This is a genomic window from Corallococcus sp. M7 (genome assembly GCF_054512695.1).
Genome location: NZ_CM137252.1, coordinates 4,000,915 through 4,026,872 on the forward strand (window position 1 = coordinate 4,000,915; position 25,958 = coordinate 4,026,872).

A 25,958-nucleotide genomic window follows, 5' to 3' on the forward strand; every position below is an offset into this window, starting at 1 on the left:
CAGATTTGAAGCGCTTCGTCTTGGGGAGGGGCCTGGCGGCTGCGACCTCGGGAAACTTGTCCGACAGTCGGACAGGTTCGCGGCGCTTCGTCCCCGGAGGCGGCCCCGCACTGCCAATCAGCGTCAGGAGGCCAGCACCCATCTGACGGCGCCCACCGCCGCCGACACCTCAAGGCGCGAAGAGCACAGCGGCTGTTCCCGTCCCCCGCACAGCAGGCCTTCCCGAGCCCACTGCGGAAGCGAAGCCACGAGCTTCTCCACGCCCCAGGGCGAAGCACGTGCAGCCCCGTCATCCCGCATCGAATTGCCCCAGGGGAACAGGCGCCCGTCCGGCCCGCGGGCCGCCATCTCCCATTCCTCACTGGAAGGCAGCCGCAGCTCCACGCCCTCGATGCGCGACAGCGCCGAACACACCTGCTCCGCCTCCACGAGAGTGCAGGGCAGAGGCTCCTCCGCGTCTGGCCCCGCCGTGCCCACCGGTCCCTGCGACGCCGCCATCGCCCAGGCCGCCGCGGCCCGGCTCACAGGCACCCGAGCAACGAAGAACCCCGGCGACTTCACCCGCCGCAGCGTCGGCCCCGTTCCCACCCAGTGCTCCACCGGAGGCACCCAGCGAGCCTCCAACCCTGAGCGACGCAGCCGGTACGTGCCTTCCCGTTCCACCACCGCTTCCGGCAACGAAGCGGGACGCGTTCCCGGATCCACCGGAGTCGTCAGCGCATGCAGCAGCAGCGTGGGATCATCCCGTACGTCCGCGGGGCCAGCCAACGCACGCAGCAGCGGAGCCATCCGCTCGCGCTTCGGTGAGCCCTCCGGAGGCAAAGGCCTGCCCGCGAGCACCTGGGCCACCAGGTCCCGCAGGTTCGAATAGAACAGCCGGTCCCTCGGGTCCGCACCCTCCCGGGTCGACGTAGGCATCCGCGCCTCACGCAGCGCCGGCAGCACCTCCCGCGCCTGAAGCCGCGCCGCCGCCATCACCGCCGTCACCCGCACCTCCGCGTCCTTGTCCACCAGCGCGGAGCGCAGCACCGCGTCGATGTCCGGATTCGAAGCCGCCTGATCATGGATGAGCCAGCGCAACACCTGCCGCCGCTGCTCCTCACTCGGCAGGTGCGCGAACAGCACGGAGCGGTCCGGATGCGCCTCCTTCTCCTCCTTCAGTCGCGCGAACGCCTCCTCCGTCCCATCCGGCACCAGCGACGCGAGCACACGCTCCGCGGTCCGCGACACGCTGAACTCCGGATGGAACCGCAGCGCCGCCACGCGCTCCATCGACGAGCGCTCTCGCAGCACCTCCGTGGCCAGCAGCCCCAGCAGCACCTCCTGTGTCTCCGACGACGCCAGCAGCGCCGCGAGCGCCGGGGCCTCCATCACCAGCACCGCCTTGCGCACAATCGCCCATTCCCCCACGGCGTCAGGTCCGGAGAACTCCAGCACCCGCAGCCGGAGCACCGGGTTGAACGTGTAATGGAGCGCCGACTCCGTCGCGCGCTTCACGTAGACCGCCAGCTCCGGCTCACCGGGGATGAGCGGAGGCGTCTGGCTTTCGGACTGGAGAAACCACCCCAGCGCGGACAGCACCCGGTCCATCGCCTCGAAGGAAACGTCCGGCCGCGCGACGAGGGAAGGGGAGCGCATCAGGCCGGCTTCACTCGCGCATGCAGTGACTCACCCACCCGCGCCACCGGCCGCCCCTCCAGTCCCGCGAAGTACGCGCGCGCCGCCCAGAAGAGGTCCTTCCACTCCAGCGTGCCCGCCGCGGCTTTCATGGGGAAAGCCTCCACGAATTCCTCCCACGCCGGGCGCACCTCCTGGGCCGGTGCCTTCCCAAGCCGCGCCGTCGCCAGGTAACGCACGAAGCCCTGGACGTTGAACCCGAACGTCTGCCCTGGCGTGAAGTCCTGCGTCAGCGCTCCACCGCCCACGAAACGCGCCGCCAGCTCCGGCAGGCCCAGCGCCAGCGCCACCAGCCCACACCGGTACGCCAGGTCCTCGTGCAGTGTCCGGCGCACCTTCATCAGCGCCTCCAGCCACGCCTCCACGGGCGAGCCCACCAGCAATCCGTCCAGCGCGCCCGCGCACTCCTGCGCGTTCACGAACGACAGCACGTTGATGACCTGCGCGGGCCGCAGGGAGTCGAACTCCCTCGCGACCTGCTGGAGCGCGGGCCCGGCCAGCCGTGACAGGGGCTCCGCCAGCGCCCGGCCCTCCGAGGGCTCGCACAGCACCAGGGCCTGGGTGAGCGTGTTGCTCAGCGGCCCCGCCTCCCGCGCGGGGACGTTCACGTTCTTCAACGCGGAGGGCGTCAAAAGCCTCACCGTCTCCTTCGCGTTCGCGCACTCACGGCCACTGGAGAAGAGCGCGCTCCAGGTGGTGGGGATGTCGACCGGTTGCTCCGCCATGCGTCCTCCCTCTCCCGTCATCGCTGCTTCTGGCGCTTCTCGAAGATCGCGAGGTGGCGCTCCCGCCGTTTACGGTACACATCCTTGACGTGCTCCGCGGCCTGCCGCAATCGCCCGGGAAGCTCACCGTTCTCCATTTGTGCCTGGAGCTTGGGCAGGACGCGCGACACCGCCTGCACGCGAGGGTTCTTGCGCCGGGCCAGCCGCTGCGCGTTGTCCTCGGCCCACGCCGCGAAATCCAAGCCCTCCGCCACCGCCACCAGCGAGTCGATGTCCTTCTCCGTCAGCGTGAACTCCTCCAGGTAGTCCTCCAGCTTCCCGTACTCCTTGACCTCATCCGGAAAGCCCGCCGCGAGCAGCACCAGTCCCTTGGCCTCGCCTTCGCCCAGCTCGCCAATGGTCTTGAGGGGCGTGTCGCAGTACGGGCACGCGTCCGGGTCCGGCACCACTTCCGTGTCGCGCTTCGTGACCACCAGCTTCTGATGCACGGTGAACTTCGAACCGCACACGTAGCAGGTGACTGTCCTGGACGGAGGACCACGCATGGCGTCTCTTCCTCATGGGGGCCACCGCCCCGGTAGCAGGTCGATGAGACGGCGGCCGAACGTCTCCGCGTCCACCTCGATGGGTTGTGTAAAGTAACTCGGACCCGCGATGTAGTACGTGCCGCCGGAGCCGGGAAGGTTGCCTGCCCACAGTGCCGCGAGCGGATGCGCGGATTTGCGCCCCAGCGACAGCTGATACGCCTGATAGGCCTGATAGTAGTGCCGGGTCTCGTGGACGATGGTGCCCACCGCTTCGCCCACCGTCAGCCCCTTCGCGATGACCAGCCGGCCCCGCTTCCGGTAGGGCTTCAGCCGCCCGCTCTTGAGCTTCTGGAAGTTCCAGGTCATGTAGCCATAGTCCCCCTTCAAGCGCTTGAAGAGGACGTCCGGCCGCCGTGACTTCGGGATGCCCAGCGCCTCCATGGTGGCTTCCGCCGCCTCGCGCAGCGCCATCTCCTTGTCGATGGGCGACAGCCCGGCGAAGCGCTTGGGGTCGAGCTCGGGAATCTGCACGAGCCGGTCGCGGATGTCGCTCAGTTGCGCCCGCTCGAAGGCCAGGAGCTTCCGCGACTTCCACTGGAGCGACTCGGTGATGTCGAAGCCTCCCCAGCCCAGCACCGAGCCCCCCACATACGTGCGGACCCGTTTGGTCTCGTCCAGCCCCGTCGCCGCGTCCACCACCTCCTCCACCGAGGCCGTCTTGACGGCTGGAGGAGGCATGAACTTCTCGTCGATGCGGACGATGGTGCCCGCGACCTCGTCGGGGTTCAGGCCGCGCACCAGGGGAGGCCGGGCCTCCTGTTTGAGGCCGTGCTTCGCGAAGAGGCCGGTGCCGGGTTCGGCGCCGTTCACGGCTTCCTCCACCCGCTTGAGCGCCTGATCCGCGACGCCGAGGTCCTTCGACTTGAGGGCCGCCTTCAGGTCGGCCTGGAGCTGTTTGACGAGCGCCCGGTCCTCCGCGTCCACGGGCAGTTGCTGGGTGAGCAGATCCAACTCGCGCCACGCGCTGGCCACCCGCTCGACGCGCGCGGACAGGGTGCTGGACGGCATCTTCGTCTTGGGCCCGACGCGCAGCTCGATTCTCACCCGCCACTCGTCCAGGGCGGTCTTGATCGCCGCGACGTGCGCCGGGCCCAGTTGGTGGGCGCGCGTCCAGTTGGGGTCGTCCAGCGCCTCACGCAGCAGCTCGAAGTTGCGGGGCAGGGTTCCGCCGGTGGAGGTGAATTTGCGGAAGCGCGGCTCCTCCTTGCCACCCTTGACCTCCATGATGTGGAGGTCCGCCTTGGTCGGGTTGACGCCATCGTCGAACTGCAACAGCAGCTCGTCGAAGCCGCTGCCCTGCTCGCCCTTGGGCTTGAAGGTGACGCGCTGGAACTCCTTGCCCGGCCCCAGCCGGTCGCCCAGGTTCTCCTCGGTCATGCGCAGGGAGGCGACCTTCTCCAACTCGTCGCCTTCCATGCGGATGAAGTCGCCGCGTGTCTCCCAGCGATTGCCCGGGCGGGCGGAGAGGATCTCCTCGATGAGGACCTTCTGGCCATTCGCCTGGGTCTTCTCGATCAGGCGGTAGTAGCGCTTCTCGTACTGGCGCGTCTTCTTGTTGAACTTCAGCTCCTCCCAGGTCGGCCCCACCTGGGCCAGCGACTCGCCTTCGGCCAATTGATGGGTGGTGCGCTGGAGCAGCTTCTCCGTCAACGGCGTGCGCTCCATCGAGCCGATCTTCGGATCCTCCAGGTCAGGCCGCTGGAGCGAGTACGGGCCCACGTCCGCGTTCGCGTGGACGTGGGACGTCTGCGGCCAGTCGCCCTCGGCCAGGTCTCCCTTCGGCGCCTCGGGCTCGCCGGTCGGTTTGGGGGCTTCCACGTCCGGGGGCTTCGTCTCCGGGACCACCACCTCCGGCGGCTTGGGCTCGGGGAACTCCATCTCCAGCTGCCTGGGCGTCGGAGCCTCCGGAGCCTCGGGCGCTGGCGGCTTCGCCGGACGGAACTCCATCTCCAGTTGCTTGGACTCCGGAGCCGGCGGAGTCCCGGGCGGTTCCTTCTTGCTGAACAGCCGTGGAGGCTCATTCAGGTACTGCGGCTTCGAGCGCACGCCCTGGCCGAACTCAGCCATCTCCACCGGCGTGAACGCATCCACCTCCTTCATGCGCTGGCGCAGGTTCTCCAGCGTCTTCTTTCCCTGCCGGATGCGGCGGGTCGCCTCCGCGGGCTCCAGGGTCACGCCGCGCTTGCCCTCCAGCGACGTGAGCAGCGATTCCTGCGCCGCGATCTCCAGGCGCAGCTTCTTGCGGTACAGCTCGAACTGCTTCTCGATGGGAAGCTGGTCCCAGTGCCGCAGCGCCGTTTCATCCAGCGTCTTCACCAGCTCGCGCGTCGCCTTGTCGTGGCGCTGGAGCAGGTGCAGCCCCTCCTCGCCCAGGTCGGACAGGTCCGCGCCCGCCTTGATGAGGATGGTGGGCCTGCCGCGCCGGAACACCGTGACGGCCTGCGCGGACTTGCTGCCGGTGAGCGACTCGAAGTCGCTCTCTGAGAGCATCTCGATGGGCGTGTTCGCGAACGCCTTGCGCTGCGCGGGCGGGATGTGATCCAGCAGCTCCTTGCGCATCACGCGCTGGAGTTGCTTGCGGTCGAAGTCGCCCGACATCTGCTTGAGCAGGCCGTCGTCGAACTCGCGCAGGAACTCCTTCATGTTCCCGGCGGGGTTCTCCGCCTTCCACTTCTTGAAGAGGGTCAGCCGCTCCTTCGGCGTGCCCCGGAAGTGGAGCAGGTCCTGGGTGCGCGGCGGCACGTGGGGCTTGGAGATGCCGCCCAGCGCACCCAGCCCTCCGGCCATCACCGCGCCAGGGGCCGCCTGCAGCGCGGTGCCCGCCAGGACGTTGAGCAGGGCATTGCCGCCCTTGTAGTTCTCGTCGTTGAGGACGTTGCCCAGGAACGCGGAGGGCACGGACTGCGCCAGTCCTTCCGCGCCCTGGGCCAGGCCGTGTGCCGTCATGCGCGCCAGCACGCCGCCTTCCTCCGCCATGCGCGCCAGGAACCCCAGCTTGAGCAGTTTCGTGCCCATGCCGGCGGTGGCCGCCGCGGTGAGGGCATCCACCGCGCCCACGCCCGCGTCGACGGCGGCCTCCTCCCAGCCGTAGGCGCTGCCCTTCATCGCGGCCTTGGTCAGCATCGTCACGGCGGCCGTCGCCACCGCCATGCCCACCAGCACCGGTGTGCTGGCCATGAACGCGCCGAACGCGGCCCAGAACCCCGCGCCCGCGGGCGGGGCGAAGATGCTGACGATGACGCCGATGATGACCACCACCGCCATCACCACCACGGCGAGGATCGTCACCAGCCGGTCGGTGATGAAGTCCACCTGCTCGCGGTGCATCTGCACCGACTCGTCGGCGTATTCGCCCTGGCGCTGCACGCGCTCGGACTTCTTCTCCCAGTCGTCCTGCCACTGGCGCAGCCCGTCGACGGTGTAGTTCTTGTCCCCGGGCTTGGGGCGCATCCGCTCGTGCAACTCCAGCGCGCTCACCTCGGCGTCGAGCGCGGACGCCTGGTCCAGCACCAGCTGGTACTCCGACGACGCCAGGCCGTTGGTGGAGCGCGCCTCGAAGTGCACCCGGCGCCAGGCCCGGTCCGCCTTCTCCCGGGGCGTGACGGGCTCGCCGTAGTCCACCATGTCGAGGATGTCGAACTCCTCGCGCCCGCCCAGCTCCTCGTCGATGCGCGCGCGGAAGCGCTCGAAGGGCGTGCGCGTGTCGCCAGGGTCGGCGGGGTGGTCCTGGGCCCACTCCTCGGCCATGGCCTGGATCTCCGCCTTTGTCTTCCCGGCGAAGACCTCCTTGAGCGCGTCCTCGTCCGTGCCCACGCCCTGCACGGCGTACTGAACGATCTCGGCGTCGGTGAGGTAGCCCTTCGCCAGCATCGCCGCGACGGCTTCCCGGTCCGCGCCGGACGTGTCCATCAGGACGGCCTGCTCGAAGGACGCCTGAAGGTGCGTGCCCTCCACGTAGGCGCTGTCGTACTCGGCCGCCAGCGCCTTCATGTTCGCGGGGGCGTCGGCCTGGGCCTGGGCCTTCGCCTTGACGTCCACCTCCTTGCGTTCCTTCGCGATGCGGGCCTGGACCTTCTCCGGGCTCCATTTCTCCAGGAACTCCAGCTCACTGATGCGGCCCTTGCGGCGGTCCTCCTCGGTGAGCGGGCCTTCGCTGGCGGGCTTGACCTTCGCCTCGTCCAGCGTGCGCTCGATGTCCAGCCGCTCCTGGATGTCCAGGTAGCCGTCGCGGCGCGCGTCGGCGATCTGCCGCTTGCCCTGCGCGGACATGGCGTCGCGGATGGCCTTGTCGTCCGCGTAGAAGACGCTGGTGTGCTCGATGCGGATGCGCGCGGCATCCACCTGGAGCCCCTTGTCGTCGCGGAGGCCCTCGATGAGCTTGAGGTCCTCGCCCTTCATCTCGTCGTGGAACGCGGCGCTGAGCGCGCTCTCCCCGGCGGTGCGCTCGGTCCAATCCGGGCCGTATTGCTTCTCATACGACGCGTCGATGGCCTGGTTGCGCTTGAGCAGCTCCGCGCGGAAGGTCTTGGTGTCCCAGCCGTACTGCTGGGCGTCGGCCTCCGTCTCCTTGCGGATGCGGTCGTAGACACCCTCCATGGCCTTGCGGTCGGTGCCCAGGCCGAAGAACCACCCGCCGCGCATGGCGCGGTCCATCTCGATGGCGCGCGCGTCCTCGGTGCGGCCCTCCACCAGGGCGTGCATCTCGTCCACGTCGTGCGTCTTGAGCGCGCCGCTGCGCAGCTCGTCGTCCATCTGGGCGACGAGCTCCTTGCCGTACTTCTGCTGGTAGGCCTTCTTGATGGCTTCGATCTGCTCCGGCGTCTTGCCGCGAAGCAGGGTGAGGATGGCGGCCTCGTCCGTGCCCCAGCCGAGGCCGAACATCGTGCCTTCCATGGCGTCGTTCAGCTCGACGGCGGCGGCCTTGGCGGCGTTGCCGGAGAGCAGCGCCTCCGCCTTGTCCCAGTCATGCGTGGTGGTGCTGAAGAAGTCGTCCAGCTCGCTCTTGAGCCGCTCGCGCAGGTTCTGGCCGTGCTCCTTCTCGTAGAGGACCTCGATGTAGTGGCCCTGGAGCGGGTTGAGGTTGGCGAGCGCGTCGAAGATCTTCTTCTCGTCCGTGCCCCACTGGTCCACGCCCTCCCAGACCTTGAGGGAGATGTTGCGCGCGCGGTTGCTGAAGAGGGGCTCCTGCTGGTCGACGACGACCTTCAGCCGCTCCAGGTCGGTGGACGCGAGCAGCTCCTTCTCCAGGGCCTCCATGAGCGGCTTGCGCCGCTGGCCGGAGATGCGCACCGCCAGGCCCTCCGCGAGCGCCTGCACCGCGTCCTTGCCCCCCTTGCCGTAGTAGGAGAGGAGGATGGCCTTCTGCTCTTCGCTGAGGGCGTTGTTGCCCTGGATGGCCTCCGCGTCCAGCTCCTCGCCCTGGCGCAGGCGCACCTCCGCGAGGAACAGCATGTTCTGATCCAGCGACGTCTTGTTCTCCGCGGCGCGAGCGGCCTCCCACGCGCGGCTCTCGTCGTGAGCGGCCTCCAGCCAGTCGATGATCCACCCGAGCAGCCGGTCCCAGAAGCCGCGCTCGTAGCCGATCTGCTTCGCGTGCCAGTCGCGGATGACCTCGCGGGCCTCCCTGCCGGCGTCGCGCAGCTCCTGCTGGTAGCGCTCCACGCTCTGGTCGATGTCGCGCTTCGCCTTCGAGACGACGGCGCCAATCTCCTTGCGGCGGTCGTCCAGCCACTTCTTGGTGGGGCGGTACGCTTCCGTGGCGGCCTTGAGCTTCACCGGATCATCGCCGGCGTCCTTCTTGAGCTCCCACTCGTCCTGGAGCGCGGCGAGCTCGTAGGCATGCATCTGGTCGCTCGCGGCCTTCGCGAAGGCCTCCTTGAAGCGCTTGCCGTTCTGGTCGTACCGGACGACCCAGTTGCTCACCTTGGTGTCGACGGCGGCGATGAGCGCGTCGCGCTTGCGGCGGGCCTCGGTCAGGTCGACGCCGCCCTTGATGGCGGCGGCCTTGGCCTCGGACTGCGCGTCCAGCGAGGCGCGCATGCGCGCCAGCGAATCCGCGAAGGACCTGCCGCTCTCCTCCAGGCTCTTCTTCGCCTCCTCGTGGGCCTTGCTGAGCGAGCCGGTGGTGGCGGCGTGCGAGTCCACCAGTTGCTTGCGGCGCGCCTCCACCTTCGCGTCCAGGTCCGCCTTCTTGATCTGCGCGGCATCCGCGACGCGCTGGAGTTCCGCGGCGAAGATGGGGCGCTCGGCGGTGACGAGCGCCACGCCCCAGGACGCATCCAGGCCGCCCGGGACATAGGCCTCGCGGGCCTTCTGGACGGAGGCGTCGGCGTACTTGTCCGGAGCGGCGAGCAGCCGTGCCAGCACGTCGCCAATGTCCACGCGAGCGAAGTCGGGGACGTTGATGGGCGCGGGAGCAGCCTGCTCGAGGACGGTGATGCCCTTCGCGGGTTCCTTGGGCTGGACCTTCGCCTTCTTCTGCTTGTCCGCGGCGGCGGTGATCTTCTGCTGGAGGAGCGTCCAGTCCTTGAGCTTCTCCGGGTCGGAGGGCTTGGGGCCGCCGGGCTTGTAGACGATGTCGCCGAGCGGGCCCTTGATGAGCATGTGCCCGCCGTCGTCGCGCATGAGCTGCGCGCCAATCTCCGGCACATGGCCCAGCGGGCTCTTCTGCAGGTCGGGGAGTTTGGCCTCCTTGACCTCCAGCTTCCGTTCGCACTTCGCATCCACCAGCGAGGAGGCCTTGCCGGTGGGGTCGTCCGGGATGGCGGGAAGGTCCTTCGGCTGCTTCGCCGGAGTGATGGCCTTCTTGCCTTCGTCCTCCAGTTGCTTGAGGCGCGCGGCGCGGACCGCGTTGGGGTCCACGGCGGCCTGGGTGATCTTGAACGTGTAGCGAGGAGCCGGAGGAAGCTTGGGCTCCGGCACCTGCGCCGTGCTGCTGGCGATGCGGCCCTTCCATGCGGCGACCGGATCCGCGTCCGTGCCCGTCGCGGGTGCGGTGGGGATGGGCCCTGCCATGGCAGGTGCCGACGGAGCAGGAGGCGGAGCGGGAAGGAGGGCAGGGGGCTCCACCGCCGCGACAGCACCCGCCGGATCCGGCGCGGTTTCGAGACCCTGCTTGATGCCCTGGACGCCCTGCGCGTGGGCCGTGGCCAGTTGCTTCTGCCAGTCCATCGCGGCCGAAGCCACGGGCACCGTGGGGCCCGTGTCGGCCGACACATCCGTCCGGATGGGCGGAGGCTCCAGGAGCCCTGTTCCAGAGGGAGCCTGACGGACGGCGATGTGGACCTCGCTCTGTCCCGACAGCGCCGTCACCAGCGTGTCGATGCGAGCGGCGTCGTCCATGCCGCCAGGAGCCGTCCCCGCTGGGATGGAGGCGGGGGCGGGAGCCTGATCCGGCGTGGCCAGTTGACCGCCCGCGCTGGGCGCATCGACGGTGGTCGCTGAGAGATCATCGGGCGCAGGGGACGTGCTGCCCCCAAGTCCTGCCGTCTCGGACTCCTCATGCCCGGTGACGGGCGTGAGGTCTGACTCACGGGCCTCGGCGAGCCGCGCGGCGGTGTCTCCGAGCTGTTCCGCGGAGCCTGGAGGCAGGACGGCCATGCGCGCCGCATCACGCTGTCGAGCGTCCTCCTCCTGCTGTGCGAGGGTCGCGGACTGGGACGCACCGGCCGCCTGTGCGAGCCCGGTGTTCGGTTGTGGCGCGAGTCCGTGAACGCCCAGCTCCGCCTCGACGGCGCCGGGCGTGGAGAGCAGCGCGACCTCCGGAGGATTCACCGGGCACGGCTCGAAGAGGTGCGAGCGCGGACCGCCCAGCGTCCGCCATGCCGGGTCGCTCCATCGGCGCTCCATGTCACGCGCGGCATCGCGAAGCGCGGGCCCATGGAGGGCAGGGGCCGCGCCCTTCAGTGACGCGAGCCGCGCCGCCAGCTCACGTGCGGGATTGGACGAGGAGGGGCCCCGGGGAACGACACCCGGAGCACGAGGAAGGGCGGCGGAGGACGAGGGACTGCGCCCGGAGCTCTTCCGGAGCATGGCCTTGGCGGAGGCCTTCGGGCCCTGGTCACGGATGCGCACGGTCCCCCCCGCACCATCAGCGCGAGGGACGCTAGGTCATCTCCACATCCAGAACCAGCGAGGCACGGATGGGATGTCCATGACTGCTCCAGAAGCGATGGAGCAGGTCGAAGTCATAACTCTCCTGGACGCGAGGTGTGATCTTGCGGCCATCCAGCTCGTGCGGCAGTCCACGTGAGAGCAGCCCATGCAGCACGCCAAGCAGCTCATGTTCCTCCTCCGCGCGGAGGGACCACGCGGAGACGATGAGCCCCAGCCGCAGCGCACCGTTCTGCGCGACAGCCAACCGGTAGAGCGCGAGCGACACAGCGGGCCGCTTCCCCGCGAGCGCCTCCCGGGTGGGAGAGCCATGGAGGATGTGGACCTCCTTGAGGAAGTGTTGTCTGAGCTGCGAGTCCAATGCCTCCTGGAACACTTCCGCCACGCGCCGCAGGCGTGTGCCCGCATCCGAAGGAGCATCCGCCTCCGGACGCCGCGAGAGCCGGCCCAGCTCATACAACTCCAGGGCGACGGCGCGCTCCAGGTGCTCCTGCGCCAACGGGGCACCGGCCTGTTCAGCGAGGAAGATGGCCTTGAGCGCGGCGTTGCGGATGTCACCGCCCGCCAGTCGATACCGCTGCGCCAGTCCTGCCAGGTCGAGCATCCCGGCACGAGGCACGCCCTCCGGAAGCATCAGCTCCCAGATGCGGCGGCGCTCGTCGACTTCGGGGAAGGGGAACTCGATGCGCGCGTGGAAGCGGCGCAGGAAGGCTTCATCGATGGCCGTCTGGAGGTTGGTGGCGAGGATGATCAACCCGTCATGACGTTCGATGCGCTGGAGGAGGAAGCCGACCTCCAGGTTGGCGAAGCGATCATTGGCGTTGCTGACCTCCGTGCGCGCGGAGAACAGTGAGTCCGCCTCGTCGAAGAACAGCACGGCGCCTGAGCGCTCGCCGTGGGACAGCACCTCGTCGATGTTCTTCTCCGTCTCGCCCACGTACTTGCTGACAAGCCGGGACAGGTCGATGACATACAGAGGCCGGCCCACCGCATGGGCGATGACCTCCGCGGCCAGGGTCTTCCCCGTACCAGAGCGTCCGGAGAACAGCGCCACCGGGCCCGTGTGCAACCGGAAGCGGCGGGACAGACCACGCTCCTCGGCGACGCGGTCGCGTTGGGCCACGTAGAACAGCAGGCGCTCCAAGGCCGCGCGAGTGGTGTCACGCACCACGAGGTCCGCGAACGTCCGAGAAGTCTCCAGCCGGTAGCCATGGCGCAAGGGCACCTGGACGAGCCGCGAGGCCGCGGCGCGAAGTGCCTCCGCGTCCCCACCAGGAGCCGAGTCGAACACGCGGCGGATCTCCTGAAGCCCACCCCGAAAGCCAGACGCCAGCCGTGCCGCTTCCACTTCCGTCAATGACAGTCCCCGGGCCCCGGCCTCCTCCAGCCACAGGGCCCGACGCTGGACGAAGCCCAGGGCAGGAGCCTCATGGTGCTGCACGGCGACAGGCTGCGCGGAGTCCGCGAGCACCAGGGCCTGCCCACCAAATCGTTGGCACAACCCGGACAGCGCCTCCGTGACGGAGAGTGCCAACCCACGCTCGGCACCGGACATGTCCACGGCCAGCAGTGCACCGCGCACGGAGGCCAGACGCCACAGGGCCCGGGCCATGGGAACGGGCTCCGGAGCGCCCGTCCACCGGGCGACGACCAGCGGCACACCGGCCTCGGCGGCGAGCCCCATCGCCACGCCCAGCCGTTCGCCCTCGCCATGCACGACGGCGAAGGTCCCGCGCGAAGAGGAAGGCAACGCCTCCGGCCCATGCCACTCCAGGGAAACCTCACCCAGCACGGAGGGTCGGGGCAGCTCCAGCAGTGCCTCGCGGACCTCCGGAGCCAGGTCCACGGGCCGGAGCATGGGAGGAAAAGCACCGGCCCCCGTCTGCACCCATCCACCGCCCACCAGGAGCCCGCTGTCGGTCAGCGACGCCAGCAAGCGCTGCGCGCGAGCAGGCGTGCGGCCCAGGACGGTGAGCAGCAGCCGCTCCACGTTCCAGCCCTGCGCGGTCTCGTCCTGGAGCACGGCGAACAGGCGCGAGTACCGAGGCTCCAGCCAGGTCGCGAGCAGGAGCAGCAGCGCCTCCTCCTCCACGGTGTCCAGGCGAAGCGAAGCCCGCAGCCGGGCGAAGGGAAGGGGAGGAGAGGCCCCCAGCAGCGGCGTCTCCGCGAGCGCCGAGCTGAACGCGAGCTCGGCGGTGGAGGGGCGCACGGTGGTGCGCACGGCATCCCAGCCCGCTTCCTGCTCCCCCCGGAGCTTCGACGCGCGGGCCTCCTCCAGGTCACACACCTGGACGAGCAGCGCATCCAGACGCCTCAGCGTCTCCCCCCACAACGGATCCATGGGCGCCTCCAGCCGGCCAGCATACGGAGGGCGGGTGGATCCGGCCATGGACGGGCCCGGAGGGCAGGTGCCACTGCGTTGGTATTCCGCCAATGGATTGGAGGAAGTGCTGACCGGGTGGCGGGCCGGGTGGTAGAGACCGGCACATGACTCAGAGCGGTACTGAAGGGGTGTCGGCCCTGGACTTCCGGGAGGCGATGTCCCGGTGGGCGAGCGGGGTGGCGGTGGTCTCCGTCCGTGACGCGGACGGGATCGCGGCGACGACGATCAGCTCCTTCAGTTCCCTCTCCCTGACGCCTCCGCTCATCGTCCTGGCGCTGCAGCAGTCCTCCCGCACGCTTCCGCGGGTGGAGGTCGCCCGCCGCTTCAGTGTGAGCGTGCTGTCCACCATCCAACGCGACGTGTCGGTCCGCTGCGCGAAGGGGGAGGCCGAAGGCCGGATGTTCGACGAAGGAGCCTTCGTTCAGGACAGCCTGGTGGGTCTGGCGTGCACTCTGTTGGATGTGCACCGTTACGGCGATCACCTGTTGCTGGTGGGCCGTGTGGAGCGCATCCAGCGGGGAGTAGACGGAGAACCGTTGCTCTACTGGAACCGGGCGTATCGAGCGCTGACAGCGCACCCGGAGCCAGGGCCCGCCCCGAAGTAGCGAACGCGTAGCTGAAACCTCACTGAACCCGGAAAGGACGCACCCCAAATGCCCTTCACGCTGCCCGAGCTCCCGTACAAGAAGGACGCGCTGGCCCCTCACATGAGCCAGGAGACGTTGGAGTTCCACCACGACAAGCACCACGCGGCCTACGTCAACAAGCTCAACGAGCTGACCGCCGGCAAGCCCGAGGCCACCAAGTCGCTGGAGGACGTCATCCTCAGCAGCGACGGCGCCGTGTTCAACAACGCGGCCCAGGTGTGGAACCACACCTTCTTCTGGAACTGCATGAAGCCGGCCGGCGGTGGCAAGCCGACGGGTGAGATCGCGGCCGCCATCGACCGCGACTTCGGCTCCTACGACGAGTTCAAGAAGCAGTTCACCGACGCCGCCATCACGCAGTTCGGCTCCGGCTGGGCCTGGCTGGTGAAGGACGGCAACAAGCTGGCCATCATGAAGACGTCCAACGCGGACCTGCCGATGAAGCACGGCAAGAAGGCCCTGCTCACCGTCGACGTCTGGGAGCACGCCTACTACATCGACTACCGCAACCTGCGCGCCAAGTTCGTCGAGGTCTTCCTCAACAGCCTCGTGAACTGGGACTTCGTGAACGAGAACCTGAAGAGCGCCTGATGTGAAGTGAAGTCACGGGAACCGCGCGGCCCGGCTCGGCACGGTCCGGAGCGGCGCGGTTCTCGGATGCATTCAGCGCCGCCCGGCAGCCAGTCCCTCCACCAGGAACAGCCGGGAGAGCGCCTCGTTGTAGCTGTATGCGTAGGACCTTCCGTCCTCGGAGATCGCCAGCGTCATCACGGAGATGAGGCCCGGCATGACGCCTCCCGCCGGAAGGGTCAGGTGCGGTGTGCTGGCGCCAGTCTTCACGTCGACCCTGGAGACGCGCACCGGGAGCGAGACGCTTCGCAGGTAGAGCGCCGTTCCGCTCGCGTCCCAGCCCACCACCCATTGATCCGTGAACCGGCCGGGGACCGTGCCTTGCGCCTCGCCCGTCGCGGAGAACACGCGAAGGTCTCCCGCCGCATCCACCGCCGCGAGCCGTGAGCCGTCCGGAGAGATTGCCGCGGTGAATCCCATGCCCTCCGCCGTGATGGGCCTGGGGGCTCCGGCGCCGGGTTCGAAGACCCAGAGCCGGGCAGGGCGTCCCTCTTCGTGTGCGCGCAGGAGCAACCGCTTCCCATCCGGGAACCAGCGCGCGGTGAGCACCGTGGCGACCGGAGCGAGCGACAGGGACCGGGGCTCTCCCGCGCCCGTGGGCAGCAGCAGGAACTCCATCCGCTCGCCGTAGCGCACCGTCAGCACCTGCTTGCCGTCCGGAGACAGCGCCATGGGGATGCCGTCGCCCAGGCGGACCGGAGGAGCACCATCGGTGGTGCGCAGATAGGCGCCGTAGGTGGGGCCCTCCACCTCCGAGCCCTCGGCGAAGAGGAGCGTCTTGCCGTCGCGGGACATGTCCGTCATGAACGACGAGTCCGACCACGTGAGGTCCCGCTCCGCGCCCGCGTGCCCGAATGACAGCCCCGTGCGGATCATCGGATGGTCCACGAGGACGGATCCGTTCTGGGAGATGTCATGCAGCACCATCCGCCCGGCGATCCGATCCACCGGCCGCATCGTGCCGAGCAGGTCGACCGCGAACAGCTCGGAGTCCGCGCCTGTACGCGAAGCGGTGAACCACACCTCCTTGCCATCCGGAGCCCACGCCAGCCCCCGGATGCTCGCCCAGTCTGAAGAGAGCTCCCGGGGCGGACCGTCCTTCTCCAGCACCCAGACCCCGCCCCGGTCGTCCTTGGGATGCTCATGGAACAGGAACGCGATCCGCGCGCCGTCAGGGGATACCCGTGCGTGGCTGATCCACCCCTGGGATTCGAAGCGCACCGTGCCCGGAGGCCGCTCCAGTCGGAAGTTCTCGCCCACACGGCGCACGACCGCGAGCGGTCCATCCGAACGCCCCCAGTCCGCCTCCAGCACGCCATCGAGCACGGCCCGGGGCGCGCCGCCCGCGAGCGGCATCAGGCCCAACGTCCCGCTGCCATGGTCGGCGTCGAAGAACCGTGGCTCCAGCAGCACCGCCAGCTCCCCCTTCGAGGACGCGGCGAGCACATCCGCGCGCTGTCCCAGTGGCTGCGACACCGGACGCTCCGTACGCGCGCTGTAGAGCTCCGCGGGGCCTCCCTCCCAAGCCGCGCCATAGATCAACGTGTGTCCGTCCGCGGAGAATCGGGCGTTGAGCACGTGGCCACGGCGGAACGTGACGGGGCGATACGTCGGACGGGACGACTGCGCCGCTGGGGCAACCGGCCCGCGCCCGAACACCAGGAATCCACCGGCGACAAGCAGCAGCAAGACCGCCGCGGCCGCCAGAAGGGCAGGGCGTGGGAACACACGGTGCCGCAAGGCCAGGGGCGCACCGCGAGCCGCGATGGACTCCAGGGCGAAGGCCAGGTCCTGCGCGGACTGGAACCGTTCACCTGGGTCCTTCGCCAGACAGCGGGCAATCACCGTCCCCAGCTCTCCCGGCAGCACGGGAGGCGCATCACGGAGCGCGGCGCTCATCCGCTCCACCGGGCTGTCACCGCCAAAGGGGGCACGGCCACTCACGGCCTCGTAGAGCACCGCGCCGAGCGAGAACACATCCGCGCGAGCATCCACGCCCTGGCCGCGGATCTGCTCCGGAGCCATGTACCCGGCGGTGCCCACCACCGCGCCGCTCTGGGTGAGCGAAGCGTCCTCGATCCGCTCGGTGAGCCGGGCCAGTCCGAAGTCGAGGATCCGCGCGCTGCCGTTCGAGCACAGGAAGATGTTCGCGGGCTTGAGGTCGCGGTGGATGACGCCACGCGCATGCGCGGCCGCGAGCCCCTGCGACAACTGGATGCCCAGCCGCAGCGCCTGCTCCGGTGGCAGCGGCCCACGCATCAGCCGGGCCCGCAGGGTGACCCCCTCCAGCCACTCGGTGACGAGGTACGGCACGTCCTCATGGGTGCCCACGTCAAACAGGGTGAGCAGGTGGGGATGGGACAGCGCGCCAGCCGCACGGGCCTCCTGTCGGAAGCGGGCCAGGCGCTCCGGATCCTGGGCGAACCGGACCGGGAGCACCTTCAGCGCCACGTCCCGTCCCAGCCGCCCATCGCGAGCCCGGTACACGTCCCCCATCGCGCCACTGCCCGCATGGTCGACGATGACGTACGGCCCCACCTGCTCCCCAGGAGCGAACGAGCGGAGAGGAGGAGCCGCCTCCACGAACCGGCCCTCCGCGTGCCACGTCGCCGCGACGGCCGCGAGCAGCGACCCGCAGGAATCACATCGGGACAGGTGCGCCTCCGCGAGGGCGCGCTGCTCCTGCGGCAGGCGGTCCTCCACGAAGGCGAGAATCGTTTCCTCGGACGGACATCCCGACATGGTGGGACGCGACTCTATGAGCGTTCGCGCTCAAGGCAGAAGAGGGGGCACCGCCACCCGGTACGCGCGGAAGGGCAGGGCCGGGGTCCCCGGCGTGCCGAAGAGGAACCCCATCTGCGACTCCAGCACCCACGCGCCGTCCTTCGTGATCGCTGCGGCGGTCGGCTCCACGAAGCCGTTGGCGAGCACCTCCTTCGCGCCAGCGCCCTCACCGAGCGTCACCAGCGAAGCCCGACCGGCCGTGTTCTCCACGACGAACAGCCGGCCCGAATCCACCCACTCGACCCCGTCCGGCGTCTCCAGCGCCGGCGTCACCGGGATGGTCACGGGCACCGCCGCGCTGCCATCCGGCTGGATGTCGATGGCGAACAGCGCGCCCGTGTCGCTCTTCACGACGTAGAGCCGGTTCGCCCCGTCGTAGGCGATGCCATTGAGGGTGATGAGGCCCGGCTCGGAGGGCTCGTACGCGGCATCCGCGGACCACGTGTCGAGCGCCGTCCCACCCACGGCCAGCCGGAAGACCGCGTTCCCGAACGAGTCCGTCACGTACACGTTGCCCGCGGCATCGACGGCGACGTCGTTGCAGAAGCTGACCTCGCTGGGCATGGCATGACTGGCCTTCAGGGCACCGGTGGAGAGCGCGTACCCGTTCAGGTACGAGGGCTGCGCGGGCAGCAGCAGGTCGTCGTAGGTGCAGGCCCAGAGCGTGTCGTGCGCCTCGTCCACCTCGAGCCCGTAGACGCCGAACGCGGCCCGGCCCGGGACGAAGACCTCTGCCCCCAGCGCGCCCGGCTTGACGCGAGCGATGGCGCCGGTACCTAGGCTGCCTGCGTAGAGCGTGCCGTCCTTCGAGGCCGCGATGCCCTCCGGAAAGAAGTCCTCGCCGGGCCACTGCACCTCGGTGGGGATGGAGGGGACATCCTCGGGGAACGGCTCGCAGGCGGAGACAGTGGCGGCGAGGGTGACGACAGACAGCCAGGAACGAACGCGCATGAGGCTTTCCTCGGTGAGGCCCGGAAGGGGCCTTTCGACGCCCTGACACCGGCCGGGAAAAGCCTTGCAGCGAAAGTTCAGCCCCCCGGACCGAGCAGTCGCGTCAGGCTGAGGTCCACCTGGCTCACGACCAGCGCCGCGATGCTGTCCACCGAGGATGCCCCCACCCCCAGGCGCTCACAGAGCCGCCGCGTCGTGGTCTCCGCCACCTGTTCCCGAGCCCGGCTGAGCCACCGGGACACGGTGGACATGTGGACGCGGTAGAGCGCCGCGATGGCGTCCAGGGACAGCGCCTCCACGTGGTACAGGCGCATCAAGGTGCGGTCCCGGTCGGACAGCTCCCCCAGCGCCGTGCGCACGGCCTCCGTGAAGGCCTCGCGGTACCGCGAGCGCAGATGTTCGAGCTCCGGCCCCAGTTGTTCACCGAACGCGGACTCGACGGAGTCCTGAGCAGCGGAGTCGGCCCGGGCCTCGGAGCGCTTCAAGTTGAGCGCGATGCGCAGCGCCGCGACCCGCACCCAGCCGCCCAGCGCGCCGCCACCGGTGAACTCAGCGATCTTCGGCTCACCGCCAGCGGCAGCCGTGAACAGCTTCTCCCGAAGCCCCTGTCGCACCTCCGACACGAAAGCCGGCGAGCGGTCCACACCAGACACGAACGCGCCGACGTCGCGGAGGTAACAGTCCTCGAAGAACTGGAGCGCGGCGCGGTCATGCCGCAGGCACCCAAAGGCCAGGTACAGCTCCGACAAGGCAGGCGAGGCCCCTTCGAGCGCCTCCAGGAGCGCCGTCGGAGACGTCAGCCGCTCCGCGACGAACGCCACGAAGGCGAGCGGCTCCAGCTCCACCCCGGGCCAGCGAGACCGGGCGCGGTCAATCGAAGCGCGGAGCAGCTCCTCCAGGCGCGAGGGCTCCGGAAGCGAAGCAGGCGCGCGGCCAGGGGCCGCGAGAAAGGCGGAGGCCAAAGGAGTAGGGGACACACCCGGGACGCTACCACCCCCACCGGGCGGACGAAGGCCACCGTCGGACAGAGCCCACGTTGCTGATGACCCCCGGAGCCCCACCGGCGAGAATGCCGGAGCGCTTCACTTCCCAGAGGACAAGCCATGCGCGTCATCAACTTCAATCCCGGCCCGGCCGGTCTCCCCACGGCGGCGCTGGAGCGGGCCCGGGACGAGCTGCTCGACTTCCAGGGCACGGGGATGTCGATCATCGAGCACAGCCACCGGGGCAAGGCGTTCGAGGCCGTGCACAACGAAGGCATCGCCCTGGTGAAGGAGCTGCTGGCCGTCCCGGACACGCACGAGGTCCTCTTCCTCCAGGGAGGCGCCTCGCAGCAGTTCGCGCAGGTGCCGATGAACTTCCTGCCCCAGGGAGCCTCCGCGGACTACGTGGTGACGGGAGGCTGGAGCGAGAAGGCGGTGGACGAGGCGCGCTACTACGGCACGCCGCGAATCGCCGCGAACACGGTGGACAAGGACAAGCGCTTCACGCGGATCCCCACCCAGGCCGAGCTCCAGTTGGATCCCAAGGCTGCCTACGTCCACATGACGAGCAACAACACGCTCTTCGGGACGCAATGGCACACCTTCCCGGAAGTGGGGCAGGTGCCGCTGGTGGCGGACATGAGCTCCGACATCCTCTGGAAGCCCATCGACGTCAGCCGCTTCGCGCTCATCTACGCGGGAGCCCAGAAGAACATCGGGCCGTCGGGCATCGTCCTGGTGCTGGTGAACAAGGAGTTCATGGCCAAGGGCCGCAAGGACATCCCGAAGATCTTCCGCTATGCGACCTACGCGGAGAACAACTCGCTCTACAACACGCCCCCGACCTTCTCGATCTACCTCTGCCGCAACGTGCTCGCGTGGATCAAGGGCGTGGGAGGCCTGAAGCAGATCGAGGCCTGGAACCGCGAGAAGGGAGAGCTGCTGTACGCGGCCATCGACCGCAACGCGGGCTTCTACCGGGCCCCGGTGGAGAAGGCGTCACGCTCGTACATGAACGTCGTGTTCCGCCTGCCAGACGAAAAGCTGGAAGAGGCCTTCGTGGCCGAAGGCGCCAAGGCCGGCATGGTCGGAATGAAGGGCCACCGCATCACGGGCGGCATCCGCGTGTCCCTGTACAACGCGGTGACCGTGGACCACGTGAAGACGCTGGTCTCCTTCATGGACGACTTCGCGAAGCGGAACGGGTAGTTCCCAGCGTTCGACAAGCGGCTCATCACAGGCTGGAGTACCGCTCCGGCGCGAGCACCTGGCGCGGGTCCAGGGCGCGCTTGAGGTGCTCGGTGAGCCGCCATGCCTGGGGAGCCTGCTCGGCGAGCCAGCGCATGGTGTGGGTCCCCACGCGGTAGGGCAGGAGTCCCTCGCGGCGGCAGGTGTCCAGCAGTTCCTGCTGACAGGCGAGCGCGCGGGCGGACTCGTCCGGATCCGCCCGGTCGAACAGCAGCGGGATGGAGCTGTCGAAGCAGCGGTCGGACAGCGAGGTGAGGGTGATGAGCGGCTCCATGCGGTGCCGAGCGGTAACCTCCCGCACGGTCCGCACGTAGGTGCGCACCAGCTCCGGCACCATGGGGACGAGCGGAGAGGTCCACAGCAGACCGCAGCCATCCGCGTGCGGGTTCAGGGGAACCCCTTCCGGCGGGCGCTGGCCTGACTTCCAGTAGGCCAGCGGCAAGGCCATCTGCGTGGGGACACCCTCCAGGACGCTCACCACGTTGGACAGGGTGCGCGCCTGCGGAGTCAGCTTCGCGCCCAGTCCCAGCGGCAGCCGGGGAAGCCACCGGCCCAGCATGCGGGCCCGATCCGACCCCAGGAACATGAGGCGCCGCGCCACCCGCCCCAGCCTCCGCCGGAGGGTGCTCCGCGCGGCGCGCACCACTTCGCGCGTGCCGTACAGGCCTCCGGTGCCCGTCCACGCCGCCACGCCATGCCGGGAGGTCAGCTCGGCCAGGAGCTCCGGGGAGAGCACCTCACCGCGCGGCACCCGGTCGCGCGGGTAGGGCGCGACCATGGACAGCACGCGCTGGGGGTTGAGGAGGTTGATGGCGCCCACCACCCCGCCCAGGTCTCGCAGCGTCTCGCGGATGGCACCCACCGCGTCCTCCAGCCCCGTGTCGTCGCGCACCCAGAAGAAGAAGGCCTCCAGGTGCTCGGGCCTCCGGGCGAGCACGAAGGTGAGCTCCGTGACGATGCCCAGGTTGCTCTGGGAGAAGAGCCCGTCCAGGTACGGGCCAACGCCCCACTTGAAGGCTTGATCCACCCGCTGTCCCCCCAGGTCCCCGTGCGCGGACCGGTACAGCGAGCCGTCCGGCAGCACCGCCTCCAGCCGGGTGATGGCGCCGAAATGATCCGCATGCGGGGTGATGCCGTAGCCGCGCTCCAGCGCGTTGCCCAGCAGGCTGCAATCCGGGCCGGCCCCCGTGACGGGCACCAGGAAGGGAAGCTGGTGCTCCTGGAGGTACTGACTCAGCATCCCCTGCGTCACCCCGGGTTGGACGGTGACGAGGCCCAGCTCCGCGTCGAGTGACACGATGCGGTTCATCCGCGACAGGTCCACCACCACGCAGTCATCCCGCACGGGCGCCCCGCAGCCGTAGCCCCAGTTTCGGCCGGTGCTCACCGGGTACAGGGCGAGCCCGCGCGCGTTGGCCAGCTCCACCAGGGCCACGATCTCACGCGTCGACGCGGGGAAGACCACCGCCGGGACACGCCTGCTCACGGACGTGGTGCTCGTGCCCCGCTTCCAAGCCTCCTCGCCGGTGCGGAGCCCCTGCGGGCCGACGATTCCGGCCAGCGCTTCCAGGGTCTGCGCGGACAACTCGGCGGAAGAAGGCTGGGACATGGCGGTGGACCCGGGAGCTGACGGAGGGGGAGGGACGCGGCAGGGCCGCAATCACTCGCGGCGGCACACTGTGGATGTGTTGGTCTAGAGATGCATTGAAGAGCACGCCGGGTGCAATGGAAAAAAGATGAAGGGAGGTTCATGTCTGGCGACCTCTCTGCCTTTCGGATCCGGCGTTTCGTGGGCATTGCCCAACAGACTGTGGGGAACTGTCCACGGCTCGTGGGCTGACGCGCCCGCCGCGCAAGTTGGGAGTCTCCACAAGGAATGAGTGTAATTCGGGGGTGGTCCAGGAGTTGCTCAGCGGGCCGGCATGCGACATCTCGTCCGACAATGTCTGCGGTGGCTTCCCCATGAAATGCAGGAGCGGCTGGTTCGCTCGATGTCTCGCATCGACCCCGCGAGCCTCGCGTGCGTGACCGTCAAGGTGGCGGAGAGCCCCGCGGAGCTGGAGGCCGCCGCGCGGGTGCTCCATGAAGGCTACGTGCACCGCGGGCTGATCAGCCCGCGCCCCGAGGGCGTCCAGGTGACGCCGCACCTGCTGATCCCCTCGACGGTGATCCTCGTGGCCAAGGTCGCTGACGAGGTGGTGGGAACGGTGTCACTGCATGTGGACTCCCCGCTGGGGGTCCCCTCCGACAAGACCTTTGGGGACGTCCTGGGAGGCCTACGGGCCCAGGGGCGGAGGCTGGCGGAGGTGGGGGCGCTGTGCATTGCCCGCCGCCACCGGAGTGTGGGCGTGGTGCACCTGCTCAACAAGATGGTGTACCGGACCTCGGCCCTGCTGGGCGTGGACGACATGGTGCTGACCGTTCACCCGGACGTGGAGGTGCTGTATCGCAGCTTTCTCCCGCTCGAACGCGTGGGGGAGCGGCGCAGGTACCACGGGCTGTCGGAGAAGGCCCTGGCCATCTGCCTGCGATTGCGAGTCAAGGACGCCCCGCGCGAGATGCTGCAACGCTTTGGCTCCCGTCCCTCCAACACCAACCCCTACCAGTTCTATTGCGTCCGGGAGGAACCCGGCTTCCAGTTCCCGGCGGAGCCGGACTTCCTGGCGCGCTTCCAGGGGCCTCGGGCACGCGCGGTGGCGCACCTGGCCCGGCTGCGCCCGGATGTCATTGCCGCCCTCTCTCCGGATGAGCGGAACCACCTGGGTTCGGTGCTGCCCTTCGCGCTCCCGCACCCGGTGGCTTCCACCCGGCCGTCCCGTTCCATGCCTGCCCTGGCCTACTCCTGATGCGAATCGAACTCAGACTCAAGGAGTTGAGACCGCTTCTGAGCGACCTTATGGAGCCGGACATGAAGGTGTTCTGGAGGTATTTCCTGCTGGCTGCCTTCTTGGCCTGGACCTGCCTGGGTTTCCTCATCCACAAGGCCAACAGCCATCAGTTCGACCTCATATTCTTCTGCGCCTTCGGTGTTTCCGTCATCTGCGTCTACCACGCCGTGACGTTCACCCACGAGCTTGCCCACCTTGACCAGAGGAAGTTCGGCTCGTTCTTCTGGGCCTGGAACATCCTGGTGGGGGGCCTGTTCGCGATTCCAGCTTTTATCTACGGCGACAACCACCTGGACCATCACTCGAAGAAGTACGGAACGAACCTGGACCCGGAGTACATCAACTTCAAGAAGGCCCCGACTTTGGGCCTTGTTGAATTCCTGGGCATGAATCTGTTCCTCCCGTACCTGGGGATTCTCCGGTTCTGCATCCTGACGCCCCTGAGCCATCTCCACGCCAGACTCCGGCAGCTGGTGCTGAGAGAGGCGTCCTTCATGGGGATGAAGTCCCGGTTTGCGCGTCGGGTCAGCGAAGATGCGTCCGTACTGAAGTCCTGGTCGCTCCAGGAGATGATCACCTTTGCCTATCTCTGGGCCCTGGTGATCCTCGTTCTATCCGGCGGGCTTCACTGGAGCGCCATCATCGTCTGGGCATCGATCATCACCTGCGTGGGCGTAATCAACGGCATCCGGGCCCTCGCGGTGACCCACAAGTATTTCAGCATGGGGGATGCCCCCATTCCCTGGAGTGAGCACATCGATGAATGTGTGGAGATTGAGAAGAGAGGCCTGAGCACTCTTCTCTTTTGTCCGGTGGGAACGCAGTACCACATGACCCATCACATGTTCCCCGCGATCCCTTTTCACCATCTCCCGGAAGCCAGAAGGCGCCTGGCTCCTCACTTCGAAAAGGATTCGTTCTTTCACGCGAACGTTCGCGAGGGGATCATCGACGGGCTGAGAAGGTTCCTGCAGGGAATCTACGTCAAGAACGGTCCTGCTTCTTGAGCGCTGATCATCGCTCGAATTGACTTCTGACCCTGCGCCACGGCTTCTTGGTACGGGCGGGTCTGGACTTCTTCAATCGCCTCCAGCAAGTCCTTCTCGGTCCACCGGGTGGGGTGCAGGCCCCGCCCCCATTTGAGGCTCTCCACGCGCTCGAGATTGATTTCCTGATCGTGGAAGGTGGCGATTCCAACGACAGGAACGCCCTCGTGGATGGACTGATAGACAGTCCCGGAGCCGCCGTGACAGATGACCACGCGGCTCTTCTGGATCAGCTTCGAGAGTCGCGCCAGGGGGGCTGACAAGACGCCCTCTGGCATCTCTTCGCTCTTGGAGCCAATGGCCAGGACCTGCCAGCCGTTCTGGATCAGGGTCTTGCAGATCCTCTGGAAGTTCCCTGCGTCTCCGGTGCTCCCCTTGGCGACGAAGGCCACCGGCGCCTGGGGGGCGATCTCGCTCAGCCAGTCGGGATCCGGAAGGGAAGGTTCCCAGAGGAGGGGACCAATGTACTGATCCGTCTCCCGGAGGTTTTCACAGGGAACGTACTCGGGAAGATCCGCGATGTAGTTCCCGTGGGGAGACGTGATGACATCAAAGAGGTTTGTGACCTTCGGCAGACCCAGTTGGGCTCGGTAGCGGTTGAAGTTCCGTGCATAGAACTTCAAGGTCATGCTCTTCACCACCGGGAAGAGACGCCTACCAAGACTCTCTCCGAGGACGCTCTCCAGAACGCGTACCGCGGGCAGGGTCTTGGGCGGATTCATCGGGAGGGCGTAGTAGTTCGTCGTGTACCCACTGACGATGGCCCTGTATTCGACCTTCGCGATGGCGGAGGAGACGTTCAGGGAAAGCCGCATGTCGCTGATGATGAGGTCGGGCTTTACCTCCTGGATGACTTTCAAGTCGGAATCGACATAGGCCTTCAACGTTTCAAATGAAAAGATATGCGTCCCTTTTCGGACCTGCTCATAGGCGAATTCAGGGGGGACGCAGAAGAGCTCAATCGGGTCAAAGCCTTCGTTACGAGCCAGTTGCAGATGCGCAGGCCCTGTCGCGAAGAGAACCTGATGTCCGTCGCGAATCAGTTTCTTGGCGACAACCATCGCTCGCGCCACGTGCGCGAGAGACATGCTGTCTCCCATGACCAGAATCTTCTTGCTCATGGTCAGATTATAGGGAGGTACAGGGGGGCATCCCGCAGCCCGATCAGGGCCGCATCGGAAATCCCCAAGGAACATGGCGGTAGGGCACGGGAATCGAACTCGCCAGGGACTGCTCTCGCAGCCCCTCACCGGTTTTGAAGACCGGGCCGGCCACCAGGTCCGGAGGCCCTACCGCT

Annotated in this window: 15 protein-coding genes and 1 tRNA gene; 5 read left to right on the forward strand and 11 right to left on the reverse strand. The window is 68.3% G+C overall.

The window, feature by feature from the left end:
• Positions 1-123 precede the first annotated feature (123 nt).
• Genes ACX114_RS16390 through ACX114_RS16410 form a run of 5 tightly spaced genes read right to left on the reverse strand, consistent with a single transcriptional unit; the run spans position 124 to position 13,442 of the window.
• The gene (locus tag ACX114_RS16390) at positions 124-1,638 is read right to left on the reverse strand and encodes an SUMF1/EgtB/PvdO family nonheme iron enzyme (RefSeq protein WP_459299025.1); all 1,515 of its coding nucleotides are present in this window, start codon (positions 1,636-1,638) and stop codon (positions 124-126) included.
• Positions 1,638-2,402 (reverse strand): hypothetical protein, encoded by a 765-nt coding sequence (locus tag ACX114_RS16395; RefSeq protein WP_459299026.1) that lies wholly within the window; start codon positions 2,400-2,402, stop codon positions 1,638-1,640. Before ACX114_RS16395 ends, ACX114_RS16390 begins: the two co-directional genes overlap by 1 nt.
• A gap of 17 nt (positions 2,403-2,419) precedes the next feature.
• Positions 2,420-2,947 carry a hypothetical protein gene (locus tag ACX114_RS16400; protein ID WP_459299027.1) on the reverse strand — a complete coding sequence of 176 codons (528 nt, stop codon included), beginning with the start codon at positions 2,945-2,947 and terminating at the stop codon, positions 2,420-2,422.
• Positions 2,948-2,959: 12 nt separating this feature from the next.
• Positions 2,960-11,062, reverse strand: a complete 8,103-nt coding sequence (locus ACX114_RS16405; RefSeq protein ID WP_459299028.1) for a hypothetical protein — start codon at positions 11,060-11,062, stop codon at positions 2,960-2,962.
• A gap of 31 nt (positions 11,063-11,093) precedes the next feature.
• On the reverse strand, positions 11,094-13,442 hold the full coding sequence (locus ACX114_RS16410; protein ID WP_459299029.1) for an AAA family ATPase: 2,349 nt from the start codon (positions 13,440-13,442) through the stop codon (positions 11,094-11,096).
• Between the two features lie 146 nt (positions 13,443-13,588).
• Here ACX114_RS16410 and ACX114_RS16415 point away from each other — a divergent pair, with 146 nt between their 5' ends.
• Positions 13,589-14,089: a flavin reductase family protein gene (locus ACX114_RS16415; RefSeq protein WP_459299030.1), complete on the forward strand. Its 501-nt coding sequence runs from the start codon at positions 13,589-13,591 to the stop codon at positions 14,087-14,089.
• Positions 14,090-14,137: 48 nt separating this feature from the next.
• The gene (locus tag ACX114_RS16420; RefSeq protein ID WP_459299031.1) at positions 14,138-14,722 is read left to right on the forward strand and encodes a superoxide dismutase; all 585 of its coding nucleotides are present in this window, start codon (positions 14,138-14,140) and stop codon (positions 14,720-14,722) included.
• A 72-nt stretch (positions 14,723-14,794) separates the two neighbouring features.
• On the opposite strand, the gene ACX114_RS16425 is transcribed toward ACX114_RS16420, so the two are convergent.
• From ACX114_RS16425 to ACX114_RS16435, 3 genes are all read right to left on the reverse strand, one after another.
• Positions 14,795-17,503: a protein kinase domain-containing protein gene (locus tag ACX114_RS16425; RefSeq protein ID WP_459299032.1), complete on the reverse strand. Its 2,709-nt coding sequence runs from the start codon at positions 17,501-17,503 to the stop codon at positions 14,795-14,797.
• Between the two features lie 30 nt (positions 17,504-17,533).
• Entirely contained in the window at positions 17,534-18,496 is a 963-nt protein-coding gene (locus tag ACX114_RS16430) for an SMP-30/gluconolactonase/LRE family protein (RefSeq protein ID WP_459299033.1), read from the reverse strand.
• Positions 18,497-18,573: 77 nt separating this feature from the next.
• Positions 18,574-19,458, reverse strand: coding sequence for a sigma-70 family RNA polymerase sigma factor (locus ACX114_RS16435; protein WP_459299034.1), 885 nt, complete (start codon positions 19,456-19,458; stop codon positions 18,574-18,576).
• A gap of 141 nt (positions 19,459-19,599) precedes the next feature.
• Between ACX114_RS16435 and serC the strand changes: the two genes are divergently transcribed.
• On the forward strand, positions 19,600-20,688 hold the full coding sequence (gene serC, locus ACX114_RS16440; protein ID WP_459299035.1) for a 3-phosphoserine/phosphohydroxythreonine transaminase: 1,089 nt from the start codon (positions 19,600-19,602) through the stop codon (positions 20,686-20,688).
• A gap of 25 nt (positions 20,689-20,713) precedes the next feature.
• Here serC and ACX114_RS16445 read toward each other — a convergent pair whose 3' ends face one another.
• Positions 20,714-22,336, reverse strand: coding sequence for an FAD-binding oxidoreductase (locus tag ACX114_RS16445; protein WP_459299036.1), 1,623 nt, complete (start codon positions 22,334-22,336; stop codon positions 20,714-20,716).
• Between the two features lie 382 nt (positions 22,337-22,718).
• Here ACX114_RS16445 and ACX114_RS16450 point away from each other — a divergent pair, with 382 nt between their 5' ends.
• Together ACX114_RS16450 and ACX114_RS16455 are read left to right on the forward strand one after the other, a co-directional pair.
• On the forward strand, positions 22,719-23,573 hold the full coding sequence (locus ACX114_RS16450) for an N-acyl amino acid synthase FeeM domain-containing protein (protein ID WP_459299037.1): 855 nt from the start codon (positions 22,719-22,721) through the stop codon (positions 23,571-23,573).
• Positions 23,573-24,622: a fatty acid desaturase gene (locus ACX114_RS16455; RefSeq protein ID WP_459299038.1), complete on the forward strand. Its 1,050-nt coding sequence runs from the start codon at positions 23,573-23,575 to the stop codon at positions 24,620-24,622. The genes ACX114_RS16450 and ACX114_RS16455 overlap by 1 nt, the downstream gene beginning before the upstream one ends.
• Here ACX114_RS16455 and ACX114_RS16460 read toward each other — a convergent pair.
• Positions 24,595-25,782, reverse strand: a complete 1,188-nt coding sequence (locus tag ACX114_RS16460) for a glycosyltransferase (RefSeq protein ID WP_459299039.1) — start codon at positions 25,780-25,782, stop codon at positions 24,595-24,597. The two genes, ACX114_RS16455 and ACX114_RS16460, sit on opposite strands and share 28 nt — an antisense overlap.
• Positions 25,783-25,856: 74 nt before the next feature.
• Positions 25,857-25,955 (reverse strand) — tRNA-Sec (locus tag ACX114_RS16465).
• Positions 25,956-25,958: the final 3 nt, after the last annotated feature.

Bases quoted from the DNA above. Each gene is read 5' to 3' on its own strand.
- ACX114_RS16390 (WP_459299025.1), bottom strand. From the start codon at position 1,638: ATGCGCTCCCCTTCCCTCGTCGCGCGGCCGGACGTTTCCTTCGAGGCG.
- ACX114_RS16395 (WP_459299026.1), bottom strand. From the start codon at position 2,402: ATGGCGGAGCAACCGGTCGACATCCCCACCACCTGGAGCGCGCTCTTC.
- ACX114_RS16400 (WP_459299027.1), bottom strand. From the start codon at position 2,947: ATGCGTGGTCCTCCGTCCAGGACAGTCACCTGCTACGTGTGCGGTTCG.
- ACX114_RS16410 (WP_459299029.1), bottom strand. From the start codon at position 13,442: ATGGATCCGTTGTGGGGGGAGACGCTGAGGCGTCTGGATGCGCTGCTC.
- ACX114_RS16415 (WP_459299030.1), top strand. From the start codon at position 13,589: ATGACTCAGAGCGGTACTGAAGGGGTGTCGGCCCTGGACTTCCGGGAG.
- ACX114_RS16420 (WP_459299031.1), top strand. From the start codon at position 14,138: ATGCCCTTCACGCTGCCCGAGCTCCCGTACAAGAAGGACGCGCTGGCC.
- ACX114_RS16425 (WP_459299032.1), bottom strand. From the start codon at position 17,503: ATGTCGGGATGTCCGTCCGAGGAAACGATTCTCGCCTTCGTGGAGGAC.
- ACX114_RS16430 (WP_459299033.1), bottom strand. From the start codon at position 18,496: ATGCGCGTTCGTTCCTGGCTGTCTGTCGTCACCCTCGCCGCCACTGTC.
- serC (WP_459299035.1), top strand. From the start codon at position 19,600: ATGCGCGTCATCAACTTCAATCCCGGCCCGGCCGGTCTCCCCACGGCG.
- ACX114_RS16445 (WP_459299036.1), bottom strand. From the start codon at position 22,336: ATGTCCCAGCCTTCTTCCGCCGAGTTGTCCGCGCAGACCCTGGAAGCG.
- ACX114_RS16450 (WP_459299037.1), top strand. From the start codon at position 22,719: ATGTCTCGCATCGACCCCGCGAGCCTCGCGTGCGTGACCGTCAAGGTG.
- ACX114_RS16455 (WP_459299038.1), top strand. From the start codon at position 23,573: ATGCGAATCGAACTCAGACTCAAGGAGTTGAGACCGCTTCTGAGCGAC.
- ACX114_RS16460 (WP_459299039.1), bottom strand. From the start codon at position 25,782: ATGAGCAAGAAGATTCTGGTCATGGGAGACAGCATGTCTCTCGCGCAC.